The organism is Companilactobacillus versmoldensis DSM 14857 = KCTC 3814 (assembly GCF_001434295.1).
In the GTDB taxonomy this organism is placed as follows: domain Bacteria; phylum Bacillota; class Bacilli; order Lactobacillales; family Lactobacillaceae; genus Companilactobacillus; species Companilactobacillus versmoldensis.
Genome location: NZ_AZFA01000008.1, coordinates 29,834 through 44,804 on the forward strand (window position 1 = coordinate 29,834; position 14,971 = coordinate 44,804).

At 40.9% G+C, this 14,971-nt stretch carries 12 protein-coding genes; 5 read left to right on the forward strand and 7 right to left on the reverse strand.

The features are described 5' to 3' along the window. Positions 1-4 precede the first annotated feature (4 nt). Positions 5-532: a DUF308 domain-containing protein gene (locus FC27_RS05525; protein WP_010625140.1), complete on the forward strand. Its 528-nt coding sequence runs from the start codon at positions 5-7 to the stop codon at positions 530-532. Position 533: 1 nt separating this feature from the next. Here FC27_RS05525 and FC27_RS05530 read toward each other — a convergent pair whose 3' ends face one another. Continuing rightward, entirely contained in the window at positions 534-914 is a 381-nt protein-coding gene (locus FC27_RS05530; protein WP_010625141.1) for a PaaI family thioesterase, read from the reverse strand. Positions 915-938: 24 nt separating this feature from the next. Here FC27_RS05530 and menB point away from each other — a divergent pair, with 24 nt between their 5' ends. Both menB and FC27_RS05540 read left to right on the forward strand, forming a co-directional pair. Further along, positions 939-1,754: a 1,4-dihydroxy-2-naphthoyl-CoA synthase gene (gene menB / locus FC27_RS05535; RefSeq protein WP_010625142.1), complete on the forward strand. Its 816-nt coding sequence runs from the start codon at positions 939-941 to the stop codon at positions 1,752-1,754. Between the two features lie 17 nt (positions 1,755-1,771). After that, a complete protein-coding gene (locus FC27_RS05540) occupies positions 1,772-3,229 on the forward strand; it encodes an o-succinylbenzoate--CoA ligase (RefSeq protein ID WP_010625143.1) in 1,458 nt (485 codons plus the stop codon). 327 nt (positions 3,230-3,556) lie between these two features. Here FC27_RS05540 and FC27_RS05545 read toward each other — a convergent pair whose 3' ends face one another. From FC27_RS05545 to FC27_RS05555, 3 genes are all read right to left on the reverse strand, one after another. Beyond that, positions 3,557-4,309, reverse strand: a complete 753-nt coding sequence (locus FC27_RS05545) for an alpha/beta fold hydrolase (protein WP_010625144.1) — start codon at positions 4,307-4,309, stop codon at positions 3,557-3,559. Between the two features lie 81 nt (positions 4,310-4,390). After that, positions 4,391-4,657 carry a hypothetical protein gene (locus FC27_RS05550; protein WP_010625145.1) on the reverse strand — a complete coding sequence of 89 codons (267 nt, stop codon included), beginning with the start codon at positions 4,655-4,657 and terminating at the stop codon, positions 4,391-4,393. A gap of 324 nt (positions 4,658-4,981) precedes the next feature. After that, entirely contained in the window at positions 4,982-7,381 is a 2,400-nt protein-coding gene (locus tag FC27_RS05555) for a M13 family metallopeptidase (RefSeq protein ID WP_010625146.1), read from the reverse strand. 1,070 nt (positions 7,382-8,451) lie between these two features. Here FC27_RS05555 and FC27_RS05560 point away from each other — a divergent pair. Both FC27_RS05560 and FC27_RS05565 read left to right on the forward strand, forming a co-directional pair. After that, on the forward strand, positions 8,452-8,676 hold the full coding sequence (locus FC27_RS05560) for a hypothetical protein (protein WP_010625147.1): 225 nt from the start codon (positions 8,452-8,454) through the stop codon (positions 8,674-8,676). A 229-nt stretch (positions 8,677-8,905) separates the two neighbouring features. Further along, on the forward strand, positions 8,906-9,097 hold the full coding sequence (locus FC27_RS05565; RefSeq protein WP_010625148.1) for a hypothetical protein: 192 nt from the start codon (positions 8,906-8,908) through the stop codon (positions 9,095-9,097). Positions 9,098-9,160: 63 nt separating this feature from the next. On the opposite strand, the gene FC27_RS05570 is transcribed toward FC27_RS05565, so the two are convergent. The 3 genes from FC27_RS05570 to FC27_RS05580 all read right to left on the reverse strand — a co-directional run bounded on the left by FC27_RS05570 (position 9,161) and on the right by FC27_RS05580 (position 14,875). After that, entirely contained in the window at positions 9,161-9,952 is a 792-nt protein-coding gene (locus FC27_RS05570) for a hypothetical protein (protein ID WP_010625149.1), read from the reverse strand. Positions 9,953-10,626: 674 nt separating this feature from the next. Further along, positions 10,627-13,794 carry a carbamoyl-phosphate synthase large subunit gene (gene carB, locus FC27_RS05575; RefSeq protein WP_010625150.1) on the reverse strand — a complete coding sequence of 1,056 codons (3,168 nt, stop codon included), beginning with the start codon at positions 13,792-13,794 and terminating at the stop codon, positions 10,627-10,629. Then, complete coding sequence (locus tag FC27_RS05580) at positions 13,778-14,875, reverse strand: carbamoyl phosphate synthase small subunit (protein ID WP_010625151.1); 1,098 nt, start codon at positions 14,873-14,875, stop codon at positions 13,778-13,780. The genes carB and FC27_RS05580 overlap by 17 nt, the downstream gene beginning before the upstream one ends. Between the last annotated feature and the right edge of the window lie 96 nt (positions 14,876-14,971).

Below are 14,971 nucleotides of genomic sequence, written 5' to 3' on the forward strand. Positions count from 1 at the left end.
AAAAATGGTCAAACAATTCCAACTCTACCGTTGGTTACGTTTTATTTTTCTGGCAACGGCCGGTATTTTGATTGTCTTGGAGCCGACCCGAAGTCTTGATTTTATTATTTACATTGTTTCCGCCTATGTAGCTTTTTATGGCGTCTTGTCTTTGCTTGACGGGTACAGTATCAAGAAAAAGACTGGTGAAAATAATATCACCATCGGCTTTGGTATCGCCGCCTTGATCACGGCTATTGCCATTTTGTTCTTGGCGCGGTTTCTAATCTCTTTGGTGCCACCAGTTATCGGCATACTGCTGTTAGCCAATGGAATCAACCAATTCCGAGATTCACACGAGACCCACAAGGGCATCAGTATCACCCCGTGGTTGGATTATTTCTACTCAGCCCTACTAATAATCGCTGGTGTAGTCTTCATTTTGAACCCTAGCAAAACGATCATCTTCCTATATCAATTGTTCGGTGTAGCTTTGATCGTGTTGGCGTTCTTTGAAATTATCAATTCACGGCTCTACTCGCGTAAAAAATAGTCTATACTGTTTTTAGCGCTACTTTTTTCAATGTAACCGTACTCAAGCTTGTATTGATGGCATGCCCTTCTAAGTGGGTCGTGATCGTCCAAGTTTGAATGACATTGCCGACTTTGACTGGCGTTGCTTCAGTTACTAAGACGCCATCTTTGACAGGGTTCAAGTGGTGGGTCGTGATATCAACTCCAACCGCTACGTGTTCATCATCTTCGATATTAAGATTGGCGCCAATGCTTGCGGCGGTCTCGGCCAAAACGGCGCTGATCCCGCCATGCATGAGCTTATATGGTTGCATGTGTTTAGCAGCTATTTCCATTTTAAGGATCACTCGGGTCTTGCTTTGATCTGAGACCTTGATCCCTAGATTTTCTAATAAATTCATTCTTACACCTCGGAGGTTATTTTTATGAGTAAATGGGAAAATATTAAAGATTATCAAGACATTCTTTTCGAACGCATGGGTAAAGTGGCAAAAATCACTATCAATCGTCCTGAAAAAAGAAATGCCTTTACACCTGTTACTGTACAAGAAATGATTGACGCTTTCAATTACTGTCGTGATGATGCGTCGATTGGAGCAATTATTTTGACTGGACAAGGCGACCTCGCCTTTTGTTCCGGTGGTGACCAAAGTGTCCGTGGTAATGGTGGTTACGTCGGACCCGATCACATTGCCCGCTTGAATGTTTTGGACTTACAACATTTGATCAGAATCATCCCTAAGCCAGTCATTGCCATGGTCCGTGGCTGGTCTGTCGGCGGTGGTAATATTTTGCAACTAGTTTGTGACCTGACTATCGCTGCTGACAACGCCAAATTCATGCAAACTGGTCCTAAAGTTGGATCATTTGATGCTGGCTACGGTTCAGCCTACTTGGCAAGAGTTATCGGCCACAAGCGTGCTAAAGAAGTTTGGTTCTTATGCAAGCCTTATTCAGCCGATGAAGCTTTCCAAATGGGTTGGATCAACAAAGTCGTTCCTTTAGCTGATGTTGAGAAAGAAACTTTAGCTTGGTGTGACGAGATCTTGAAGAAGTCACCAACTGCCATTCGTTTCATCAAAGCAGCCATGAACGCTGATACCGACGGTATCGCCGGATTGCAACAGATTGCCGGAGACTCCACAATGCTCTTCTATACTTCCGATGAAGGTAAAGAAGGACGTGACGCATTCTTAGAGAAGCGCGATCCTGACTTCGACAAATATCCTAAATTCCCATAGAGAGAAGGTAAAACTTTTTGGAAAATTGGCTCACAAAGCGCGCAGCCCTGAGTCCAAACAAGGTTGCCTTGATCTACCAATATACTGATTTCACCTTTGCTGAATTGAACTCAACAGTTCAATTATACGCCAGCAAATTATTTAATTTCGGCATCAAAAAAAATGACCGCATCGCGGTCTTCAGTGGCAACTCATTCAACGGCTACGTCGCAACCCTCGCCTTACAGCAAGTCGGTGCCCAAATCGTCTTTTTGAACACCCGACTGTCTGCAGCCGAATTGTCGTTTCAGATCAAAGATTCCGAAGCCAAATTAGTCTTAGCCGACGACTCGATCAAGCTCGACCAATTGAGAAAAATTGACGAGCCGGTGACTGTCATGTCGAAGATACTTTCCATGGAACGGTCACCTGCTTATTCGCCAGTCGCGGAGTTCAACAATGATGAGGTTACTTCTATTATGTATACTTCTGGGACATCAGGTCGCCCCAAGGGAGTGCTGCAAACTTTTGGCAATCATTTTTATTCAGCGATTGGCATGTCGCTAAACCTGGGAATCAACGACCATGACTCTTGGGTCATGACGGTGCCGATCTATCATATTTCGGGATTTTCGATCATGATGCGTTCATTGGTCTATGGCATACCGGTTTATTTGATTGAAAAATTCGATGTCAAATACATCAATAACATTTTGATCAATGAACGAGCTTCGATCATTTCTCTGGTTCCGACTATGCTCAAGCGTGCTTTGAACGACTTACAAGTTGGCCAAACCTATAACGACAATTTCCGTTGTGTCTTTTTGGGCGGTGGTCCGATCGACAATTGGACTTTGTTGCGTTGTCAGTTGCTCGAGATCCCAGTGATCCAGTCCTATGGTATGACTGAAACGGCCTCAAATGTGGTGGCATTGAATTTCCAAGATGCGCAACGAAAAGTTGGCTCTTCCGGTCAGCCCCTATTCCCCGTGCAGTTACGTATCACTGAACAAGATGAAAAAGGTGTTGGCAATATTGAGATCAAAGCACCTAACGTTGCTAAAGGTTACTTGAATCGCCCTGATTTATTTGCTGCTAAAATGACCGACGATGGTTTTTATCAGACTGGTGATCTAGGCCACCTTGACGATGAGAATTTTCTCTACGTCAATGGTCGCAAGGACGATATGATCATCTCTGGTGGCGAGAATATTTATCCTGAAGAAGTGGAAAATATTTACGCTAAGATCGAAGGTCTGGAAAGTATCGCCATCATTGGTGAGTCAAACGATGATTGGGGACAAGTCCCTGTCGCCTATATCACGACAGCCGATAAAACTTTTTTGAACGGGCCCGACTTGATCGAATATGGCCGGAGCCGCCTAGCTCATTACAAGGTCCCGCGTGAGTTTCGCTTGATCTCGCAAATGCCTTTGACTTCGAGCGGTAAGATCCTCCGTCGCAAACTGGACCAAGTTGATTATGAAAAATTATAATAGAAAAGCCGATGATCGATGATCATCGGCTTTTTTACGTTTGGGACGGTTCAAGTTTATATAATTAGATACCAAATATTTTTGACTGTTCCCAGTCCAAGGCTGTGATGAAGCCTGCGCTTATTATTTTTTATTTGGTACAACTGAAGTATACAACCGTCGATATTTAGTAACTTTTTATTTATATAAAAAATATTGTCAATATTTGACGACTTAAATTATAAGGGCTTTTTTTCACAATTAAAATTAGAAAAAAAGGGCTATTTTCAGGAATTTACACAAATTGTTTTCAAAAATAGTTATCAAAAAATTGTCATTTATGACTGGTTACTCTAAATAATATTCAAAAAAGTTAGCAATTTTATCCATCAAAGGTGGCTCGACCAAGTGTCCAGCTTTATATCCAGTAATGAAGGCTACCTGTTCCGCATATGGCTGTCCTTGAATGCTGTCGAAAAACGATTTCGATTGTTCATATGGGATCCTCGGGTCAGCAGTCCCATGCCAAAATAGAAGTGGTCGATTAGCGATGGTCTCGGGATAATTGTCAAGATCGTAATCGTCGATCCAGCTTGTGAGTTTACTCATGTCTTCAGGGATATATAAGTTATGTTCCTGGGCAGATTTACGGACGAGTTTGGCATATTCATTCAACTTGGGGCTACCCATGATAATGGTCGCAGCTGTGATCTCGGGATGTTGCGTTAATAGAGCACCCGTGGTCATACCACCCATTGAATATCCTCCCACGCCAATCTTTCCATCCTTGATGAGTTCCCTTTTTTCATAAAAATCTCTGATCAGTGAGAACTCAGCTAAGTTGCCTTGAATGGTGTTCCAAAAGGTGAATGAAGGGATCGATGAGATCTCGTGGATCCGTTGACCATGATTCATGGCATCGGGCAAGATAACGCGGATGTTTTTGGCGGCTAACTTACGGGCTTGGGTTAAGACGAGTTCTTTATCGGATCTCCAGCCGTGATAAAAGACGACCAGCGGTGTTTTGCTGTAACGATACTTTTCTTCGACTACTTCGAGGACCGGGACGTCTTGTAATTGACGTCGATATATTTTTATCATCCTCTCACCTCTCTTAAATCAATAATATCATTCTATTAATATTAGAAGTATTTTTCTGGTAATACAAAAAATGTGCTCATTTTACTGGGCACATCTTTTGATATCTTCGCATAAGTAGTTATCGATCTTGAAAACTAGCTCATTGACACCTTGTTCATGAAGGTGATTAGTCTTCAGATTATAATTTCGCAAACAGGCACGGAAACTGATCAAAGTTGGTACGGTCTCTTGAGTCGGTATCTCGTCGATATAATTCATTGCTAATTTGATTAGGTCACAATCGCTTAAAATATTCAGCTGCGCTACTGACTCGTCGAGATTTTTAATCAAGGTTCTATCGTTTGTCATTATTCATAACATACCCCACTTCCAGTTTAGAAAAACAACTGACTATATAAACTAAACCCTAAAAACCAAGAATATTATCTTGGCAACACTTATTGTGACCCATTTTCAGTATTTATTGATATCAATTTTATATATTAAAAATATTCAATAGTGGCATGAAAATCAAGAAAACGGCAATATTCAGTTTATCAGTTTATAAATATTAACCAAAAAAGGAAGTCTGCGGTAGGTTGTACAGACTTCCCAAAAAACTTTTTGTTTGAGGAGGAATAATAATAAAGTTTTTTCGTAATTTACATTAAGATATTCCTTCTATGATTGAGATCACCAGATGTTGACCCGTTTGTCGCTAGCTAGATACATTCCATCGCCAGGTTTGACGTCAAAGGCATCATAGAAGGCTTGGATGTTTTGCAAGCTAGTGTTGACACGGATACTGTCTGGCGTGTGAACGTCGCTTAATTGATCTGCTTGTAGTTCTGAAGTGTATTTCGATCTCCAGCCTAAAGCATAATTTTCGAAGAATTGCTGTAAGTTATAATCTTTGTCTTGCTCCAAAGTAGCCAAGGCAACGTTCAGACCACCATTATCGGCGATATTCTCATCTTCGGTCTGAACACCATTGATTGTACTACCAGCATATGGAATACCGTTAAATTCAGCAGCCATATCGTCGACCATTTGATCAAATCTTGTACGGTCGTCAGTTGACCACCAATCGTTCAACTCGCCATTGCCATCGTACAGTGAACCAGTAGCATCGAAACCGTGGGTCAATTCGTGACCTATGATCACTCCAAGGCCACCAAGATTTTGTGAATCAGTATTCGATAGACTGAAGAACGGGCTTTGAATGATCCCGGCATTAATGGTGATGGCATTAGTCAAACGGTCATATGATGCATCAGGATTCAAAGCAGAATCGCCTTGTTGCCAAGCACTGCGGTTGACTGGATCTTTGAAGTCTGCAAAATTTTGCAGAGCTTGCGCACCAACTAAGTTACGGTAGTTAACGTAAGCGGAATTATTCCCCTCAATATCAACCCGATTGTAATAATCGAAATTCGTGCTTGATGGATATCCAATATTGATTTGGATTCGACTCAATTTTGCGAGAGCGTTTTTCTTAGTAGCATTGTCTAACCAAGTACTATTGATGATTTGTTCTGAATAGGCATAAATAATTTTTTTAGTCATTTTAGTCACAGCAGTTTTGACTGCTGGTGTGATGATCTGTGGGCCATAATACTGGCTAAAGGCGTCAGTAAAGGCTTGCGAGGTCAAATAATAAGCGGCTGCGCCTTGCAATTCAGGCGTGAGATCATTGGGGTTCTCCAAATATTTCTGGCTCAATTCAGGGTCGCTTGTCTGCAAGAAGCTTTCGAATCCGTCAGTCAGATTCTGCAGCTCGCTGGCCCGGTCAAGGATCAGGTCGGATACGAGCCAACCTTTCAAATCATTGACCGTGCTAGGACTTACTAATTCTGAAAGATGATTGAAATAACTAGGTGTCATCTCATAAACATAGTCTGGCGTCTCGCCGGTCAAAGTCTGAGTGATACCATTGAAATTAATATATTTGGACAAATTAGCTAAGTCCTGGAAGCCGACTTGAGCGTAATTGGCATTTGCGTTGGGATCTGCAGCTAAGTCATTGGCGCTCTCGACATTCATCAGCAATTGATCGTAGTTGACAGTCCCAGTGATGATGTCTTGGATCTCGTCTTTGCTATAACCAGCTGACAACAAAAAGTCGACAACGGCATTTTCTTGATCTGATTCGATGCCTTGGTCAGTCAACATCAATGGTTGAGCACCGAACAAATACAAGGCTTTTTTGGTTGGATCGTTTTGATCACGATTGATGATGATCGAGAAAGGTGTCGGCTCATCTTTTCCGATCATGTTAGTAAATGCTTGGTTAACATCATTGATATTTTTCATATTCATGATGGCATTAACTTCGCGTGACAAATCAGGTGTGATGACGCTAACGCTGCTAAGATCGTCATTGCTGGTTAATTGATAAAACCAAGTTGCTTCATTCATCGCATTGCCGGCTGAGTCGTCCATTCCATTGGAATAAGTGATAAAGTCATTGGCAACTTCGTTGTTGATGTTACCCGTAACAGTGTTGAAGATCCCCGCTTCAGGTGCTGCATCATTAACTTCTGTTTCATTGACCCATTGACCGTTTTCATACATATAAAAATTATCTTGTGGTCGTGAATAAGTTACGTTTTCGCCCCAATCACCGCCATTAGTATTGGTTGATGTTTGTGGTGAGTCAGCGACTTGTGTTTGATCGCTATTAGTTTGAGTAGTCGTTTGGCTATCGCCTGTTTGAATAGTACCGGTTTGGGTTCCGCTAGTTTGCGTGTTGCCTGTTTGTGCTCCACCAGTTTGAGTCGTGGTAGGTTGAGTCGTGCCCGTCTGGGTCGTAGTCGATGGGTCACTAGCCGGTGTTAAGGCATCATAAATATTTTGGGTAGCTTGATTATTTCCAGCTTGCAAATTTTCTGTAGTCGTACCTGCTGTTGGAGTAACAGTTGTCGTGGCACCCTGAGAGGTCATATCACTCGTTGTAGCAGAAGTAGCTACAGCTTGTTGCGTGGGTTGTGTATCAGAAACTGCATCAGCCTTGACAGTTTGAGTGGTAGTGATTGCTCCGAGAATTACCGCAGAAAATGTAAATACACCAATTAAACTCTTATTAATTTTCATCGGGGGTCCTCCTAGCATGTTAATAGTATTAACATGCTTATAATCCACCAAAAAGGCCGTCCGTACTTATCTAAAAATAAAAATGTTTTTTTCAATAAATGATTAATAATTTTAGAACAAAAAAACAGACGCAAGAATACAAAGTATTCTCACGCCTGTTTTGCCAGTCTGAAGCTTCTCAACTTTTGTAATAAAGTTTTGTGGTAGTCCTTCAAAATGAAAGGTGCTTCAGCTGCAAATATTAGTCTATCTGTTATCAAAAGGAATAGATCAGTTATCACTACTATCGGTCTGAAAAAATTGGGTAAATCCAGGGATATGACCGACAATAACTGATGTGTACCTATTAGCGACGATTGTGGTAGGTGTCGCTGATAAAGACTAGTAACTGACAACAAAATGATTATATAACCACTCAATAATAAAAGCAATACATATATCTTTTCAAAAATAAACTGTTAATAATTTACTAAATAAATAATTCACGAACTTATCGTTCAAAAACGACTTATATCAAGCTTTGATGACGTTTTCAACATAAGGTCTATACCACCATTAATATAAGAAAATAATTATGTCTATTATCATGTTACAGTTATGTTAAAATGAAAAAAAGATTAGCTTTTTACTAGTAATATCAACGAAGAGTAGATATAATATGTTTTGTTCATTGGGAGTGATCCTGATGAATATAATGACTAAGTCGTTATGTCTTATGAAGTTAGAAAGTACATCCTCAATGTACACCTTTCAATTCATAATTTTCAGAAGTATTCCTTCTCAACTTTTGTAATAGAGGTTCGTGGTAGTCCCTCAACTTACATATCCCGAGGAGTAGAGGTTTGTGGTAGGCCTCTACTCTTTTTTTGTGTCTAAAATCTAATGTAAATTTAAGTTTATATTTTCACATACTTTTACATCATCTTTGAACATTTAACGTCATTTACACACTCTATTAATCTAGTTATAAGCGATTTTCATTTTTGAAAAGTAATTTTTCAAAATAATGTGAAGTAAAATTATCCAAATCGTTGTATTATCATTTTGAAGAATTAAAGGAAGTGATTACTATGCTAAACAAATGGATCGACTATCTGATCAGATTAGTCTTGGTCACTTTAGCAATTATCTGGTTCTTCATGTTGTATTCTGACAATTCACTTCTAGTTTTGCTAGGAATCATCCTCCTGATAGGCACTACTTTGTATCTGCTCACGAAAGAACGAAGTGATCTATCTTCAAACATTAAGCACGTCAATAAAAAATTTTTAAAAGAACTTCATTTAAAAAAATAGTTTGAAGGCGGAAATGATGTCAAAGTCGCTGAATATCGTTATTAATACAACAGCCGTTTTAATAGTTCTAGCAGTAATATATCTCAATCTTAGATATGGGATCGATTCTGGGGCAGCACTTTTAAGTGACTCCATAGCTGTTTTTATTCTGATAACATTCTTCAGCTCCAGGATCGATCAAAGTCATTTTCTCCATCATCACCCATCCCACTAGTACGGAGGTCAGACGATGAGAACAAGAATTTTTGAAATTCTTTATTGGCTAGTCGTTGGCAGTTTGGCGATCAGCGCCGTATTATTATTTTTTATCAACTCAACAACTTCTTTGAAACTCTCCGCTTACACCTTGCTTTTGCTGTTAGCCAAACAATATGTGGAGTCAGTCAATGATGAAAACCAATCTAAGTTAAAAATATTTTAAAGACAAAATAAAACGAGTTACTAATGAACATTAGTAACTCGTTTTTTTTATACTATGAAAATTTTAAATTTGTGCCTGACTGCTTTGCCCGTTAGTCTGACCAGCAACATAAGCGGAATGGTTATGTTGATCATCGACCAACAACCCAGTAGATCTTGAATCTTCAAACCATTGGGCTGTATCAGATGCTGACTTCGACAACGAAGCAGTTGCTAAAACGCTAGCTTCAGTCAAACCATGTGATAAGACTGTGGCTTGCAGTGGTGTTCGATCAGCTTTGAGCTGTGCAGGTTTTACGCTCGCAGTACTGATAGCACCATTTTCAATTTGGTAATTGGCTAATAAGTTTTCTGGATCAAGAGGATCAGCAATCTCAATCGTCCAGGAAAAATTAGCCGAAGACCGACTAGCTACTTGAAAGTTTGAACCAGCACTCAAAGAAACGCCGACAATGGCAGGATCAACAAGTAATGGTTTCAAATGTAGCTGAAATTCGGTTTCAATGGCCCAACCGAGCAAGATACCACGGGGGTCATAACGGTTATTCTTGAAGGCATTGAAGCCTCCATCGGTAGCTAATTTGGCAATGGCGCACTGGTTATATACGATCGAGAACATTGAGTCCTGAAAGAAAACCTCGGCGTCACCGCGATGAAATTTTGAGATCAAAGAGTTTAACTTTAAGGGTGAAAACTTATCATCGATCTCATCTAAATCCCGTCCAATCAACTCAGCGGAAGTATGCAAGATACGGTCAACAACAGCCCCATCATCCATCACCGCCAAAGTGATCACAAAAGGAACATTCATTTTATCAAGAACAACTTTCTTATATGAAATTTTAGTTTCAATCATAAAGTAACACCTCTATTTTAAAAATATTTGTAAGTAAGAATAGAAAAACGGAGCAAGCCCCGTTTTCCAAGATTAAATTTAGAAAATTAAGAGAAACACCAGCAACTATCACTTTGCCAGGTTTCAAAATTTCTGAGAATTTGAGAATCGAGAATTTGTATTACGAAGAGGAAAATCACGTAAGGAAGATACCTTTACTTCCTTACAAAACGTATTATTGCATTTGATACTTAAAGAGAACTTAAAAAGAAAAAAAAGAGCGCAAAATCAAATGCACTTCCCCCCGGAGCATAAGACCGGGAAATACGGAGCCGGCCCGCCAGGCCGCGGAGTGTTTCACGGACTTATGTCGTAGGGGGGAATTTGATTTAGCGCGTTTCAAATCAGAGCGCAAAATGGGGCGGTCAGCTGCTGAGCATAGCCTAGGCTGGCAGACAAGACGGCGGGTTCGGCCGTCCTGCCAGGCGTAGCTAAGCGGAGGCCGCTGCCCCATTTTGCGCGTTTCCACTATAAAGCAGTAAAAGTTTGGTTCAAAAAAGTGAATATTTGGTACAAAACAAAAAAAGTTTGGTAAATAAAAGGTGAACACTAAACATTAAAGACACCCAAAAAAAAAATAAATCTCCATTCAAAAAAAGGACCTCCAAAAGGAGGTCCTAAATGCATAAAATCATCTAAATACTACGTACATAATAACTCTGATCTTCCAATACCTTCAACACAGCATCAACGGTATCCAAAGCAGTGAACAGCGGAACCGAGTGCTCAGTAGTAACGCCACGCATGACTTTACCATCAGTATCTCCGGCTTCTTCTTCATCAATCGTATTAACAACGACCTGAACATGTTTGTCGCCGATCAAGTCCATCATTCCTTCAAAGGAATCGTCGAACCCTTCGACTTCCAAATCATGCTCTTTCAAATAATCAGCCGTCTGGCCAACTGCCATCAACTCATAGCCTAAGTCAACGAAACGTTTGGCTAATCCGAGAGTCTCTTCCAAGTCGCCAGGTCTGACACTGAAAATAATCTTTCCAGCAGCTGGCACATGAGTTTTAGTACCTTCAAAGGCTTTGTACAAAGCTTTGGCAAAAGTTTTATCCGTGCCCATTACTTCGCCAGTGGATTTCATCTCTGGTCCCAGCAAACTGTCTACATTAGCTAGCTTCGAGAAAGAGAAAACTGGTGCTTTGACGTGAATGAGGTCTCCAACTGGGGCGACACCATTGTGATATCCTTGCTCCTTTAAACTCTTGCCCAAAATGACCTTCGTAGCAATTTGTGCCATTGGGATATCCGTTACCTTACTCAAGAACGGTACGGTTCTTGAAGCACGGGGATTAACTTCGATCACGTAAGCTTGGTCGTTTTGAACGACGAACTGAATATTCATCATCCCTAAACAGTTCAAATCATGAGCCAACTTTTCAGTATAGTCGACGATCTGCTCTTGAACGTGTTTCGACAAAGTCTGGACTGGATAGACTGACATTGAATCACCAGAGTGAACTCCAGCTCTTTCAATATGTTCCATGATACCAGGGATCAAAACGTCCTTACCATCACAGATAGCGTCAACTTCACATTCCTTGCCCATCAAGTAATGATCGATCAAAACTGGATGGTCGTGCGAGACTTTGACCGCATTGTGCATATAGTAATTCAATTCATCTTTTTTAGTGATGATCTCCATTGCCCGACCACCTAAAACGTAACTTGGACGAACCAAAACTGGATAACCAACTTTTTCAGCAATTTTGACCGCAGTTGCCTCATCACTGGCAGTATCACCAGTTGGATGAGCAATATTATTAGCCACGATAACTTTTTCAAATTCATCCCGGTCTTCAGCCCGATTAATGTCTTCAACACTAGTTCCCAAGACTTTCACACCATGAGCTAATAAAGGTTCGGCCAAATTAATAGCGGTCTGACCACCGAATTGCAAGATAACCCCTTCAGGTTTTTCCAATTCGATGACATTCAAAACATCTTCCAAAGTTAATGGTTCAAAGTACAATTTGTCAGAAATCGAGAAATCGGTCGAAACTGTTTCCGGATTACTATTCATAACAATTGCTTCGTAGCCAGCTTTTTGGATAGTTTTGACAGAATGAACCGTAGCGTAATCAAACTCGACACCTTGGCCAATTCTGATTGGTCCAGAGCCAATAACTAGAATTGAAGGTTTCTTGTCGACTATGCTCTCATTTTCGAATTCGTAGGTGCTGTAAAAATACGGAGTTTGCGATTCGAACTCACCAGCACAAGTATCGACCATCTTATAAACAGGTGTGATCTGATTGTCTTCCCGTAATTTTTGAACGGAATCAACATCGACGCCCCAAATCTTAGCAATCGACTTGTCAGCAAAGCCATTTTTCTTTGCGTCCAATAAAACATCTAAGTCTTGCGGATTATCGCGCAACTCACGTTCGATTTCGACGATGTGCAACAACTTGTCCAAATAGAACAAATTGATCTTGGTCATATCAGCAATTTTTTCGATCTTGTAACCACGACGGATGGCCTCAGCCAAATAAAACAGGCGGTCATCTTGAGCTTGAACTAAACCGTGATCGAGATCTTTATCAGACAATTCGTGTAGCTCTGGTTTGTCCAATGAAATCAAACCGATCTCCAATGAACGAACCGCTTTTAAGGTGGCTTCTTCAATATTCCGGCCGATAGCCATAACTTCACCAGTAGCCTTCATCTGAGTTCCTAGAGTCCGGTCAGCATGAGTAAATTTGTCGAATGGCCAGCGAGGGATTTTGCAGACAACGTAGTCCAATGCTGGTTCAAATTCAGCATAAGTCGTACCAGTAACAGGATTGATGATCTCATCCAAAGTTTGACCAACCGCGATCTTAGCAGCAACTTTTGCAATCGGATAGCCAGTAGCTTTAGAAGCTAAAGCACTTGACCGGCTGACCCGAGGATTTACCTCGATAACGAAATATTTGAAACTATTAGGATCTAAGGCTAACTGCACATTGCAGCCACCTTCGATCTTCAGTGCGCGGATGATCTTCAATGAGACATCCCGCAGCATTTGAACTTCTCGATCAGACAAAGTCTGAACTGGAGCATAGACGATTGAGTCACCAGTATGGATACCAACTGGATCAAAGTTTTCCATATTGCAGACGACCATTGCGTTATCATCGGCGTCACACATTACTTCAAATTCGATCTCTTTAAAGCCGGCGATGCTTTGTTCAAGCATACATTGTGTCACAGGTGACAGGCTGAGACCATTTTGCAAGATCTCGCGTAATTCACGTTCATTATCAGCGATACCGCCTCCGGTACCACCCATGGTGAATGCTGGTCTAACGATGATCGGATAACCGATCTGATTGGCGGCTGTCACGCCTTCTTCTTCTTCATGAACAATAGCTGATTCAGGAACTGGTTCGCCAAGTTCTCTCATTAAAGCCCGGAATTTCTCCCGATCTTCGGCTTGGTCGATGGCACTCATCTTCGTACCTAACAATTCGATATCTAGTTCTTTCAAGATACCAGAATCGTCCAATTCCTTGGCCATATTGAGTCCTTGTTGACCACCTAGTGTTGGCAAGATAGCGTCAGGTCTTTCTTGACGCAAGATCTGCGAAACAAATTGATAAGTGATCGGTTCGATATAAACCTTATCGGCTATTTCTTTATCGGTCATAATAGTTGCTGGATTGGAATTAACTAAAACAACTTGATAGCCTAACTCTTTTAAAGCTAAACATGCCTGTGTTCCGGAGTAATCAAATTCAGCAGCTTGACCAATGATGATTGGACCAGAGCCAATCACCATAATTTTTGAAATATCAGTTCTTTTGGCCATATGTGATTGTCCCCTTCGCTTTATTTTCATCAATCAACTTCATGAATCTATCAAATAAATAGGCTGCGTCATGTGGACCAGGAGCAGCATCCGGGTGATATTGCACAGAAAAGGCCGGATAGATCTTATGTCTCAATCCCTCGACAGTTTTATCGTTGATTTCCTCATGAGTTATTTCTAATTCAGTGTCCGCAAGTGAATTGCGATCAACAGCATAACCGTGATTTTGAGATGTAAAATCAATTCGACCGGTAGTTAGATCTCTTACTGGATGATTAAAGCCACGATGCCCGAATTTCATCTTGAAAGTATCGGCGCCGTTAGCGAGAGCGAAAAGTTGATGACCCATACAAATTCCAAAAAGTGGAACATGTTTTTCCACCTCACGGATCATTTTCAATGTTTCAGGAACACTCTTCGGGTTACCTGGACCATTAGTTAACATTACTCCGTCAGGATCTTGAGCTAAAACTTGTTCTGCTGTCGCATCAGCAGGCAATACCATCAAATTACAATGTCTATCAGACAACTCTCTTAAAATAGAGTGTTTCAATCCATAGTCGACTAGAACTACTTTTCTGCCGTGAGTTGGCACTGGATAAGCACTAGCAGTAGTGCTTTGTGCAATTTGATCTGTTGCTAATTTAGTGTTCTGGAGATCCTTGACTGTATTTTCAGTGACTTCATCTACAATAGTAGCTTTTAAAGCACCTTTTGCTCGAATGTGGCGAGTGACAGTACGTGTGTCAACACCAGTGATACCTGGTACGCCAGTTTCCTTCAAATAGTCATCGAGAGATAAGTCCATTCTCCAGTTGTTAGCTCGTCGGGCCAGTTCATGTACTACTACACCTTTGCAAGTTGGAGTAATTGATTCATAGTCATCACGGTTGATTCCGTAATTACCTATTAGTGGGAAAGTAAACATTAAGATCTCGCCATTATATGACTGATCTGTGATTGATTCTTGATAGCCGGACATCCCGGTACTGAAAACTAGCTCGCCCACTGCGGCAGTTTCGGCACCAAAGGCTTGTCCTGGATAAATATTGCCATCTTCTAATACCAAGTAACGCTTCATTATTCCGCCCCTTTCGTCTATAAACTGACCTGTAAGAAGCTAAAGAAGGCAAAAAAAATATACCTCTTCAACTGTCTTAGATAAAATCTGATATTT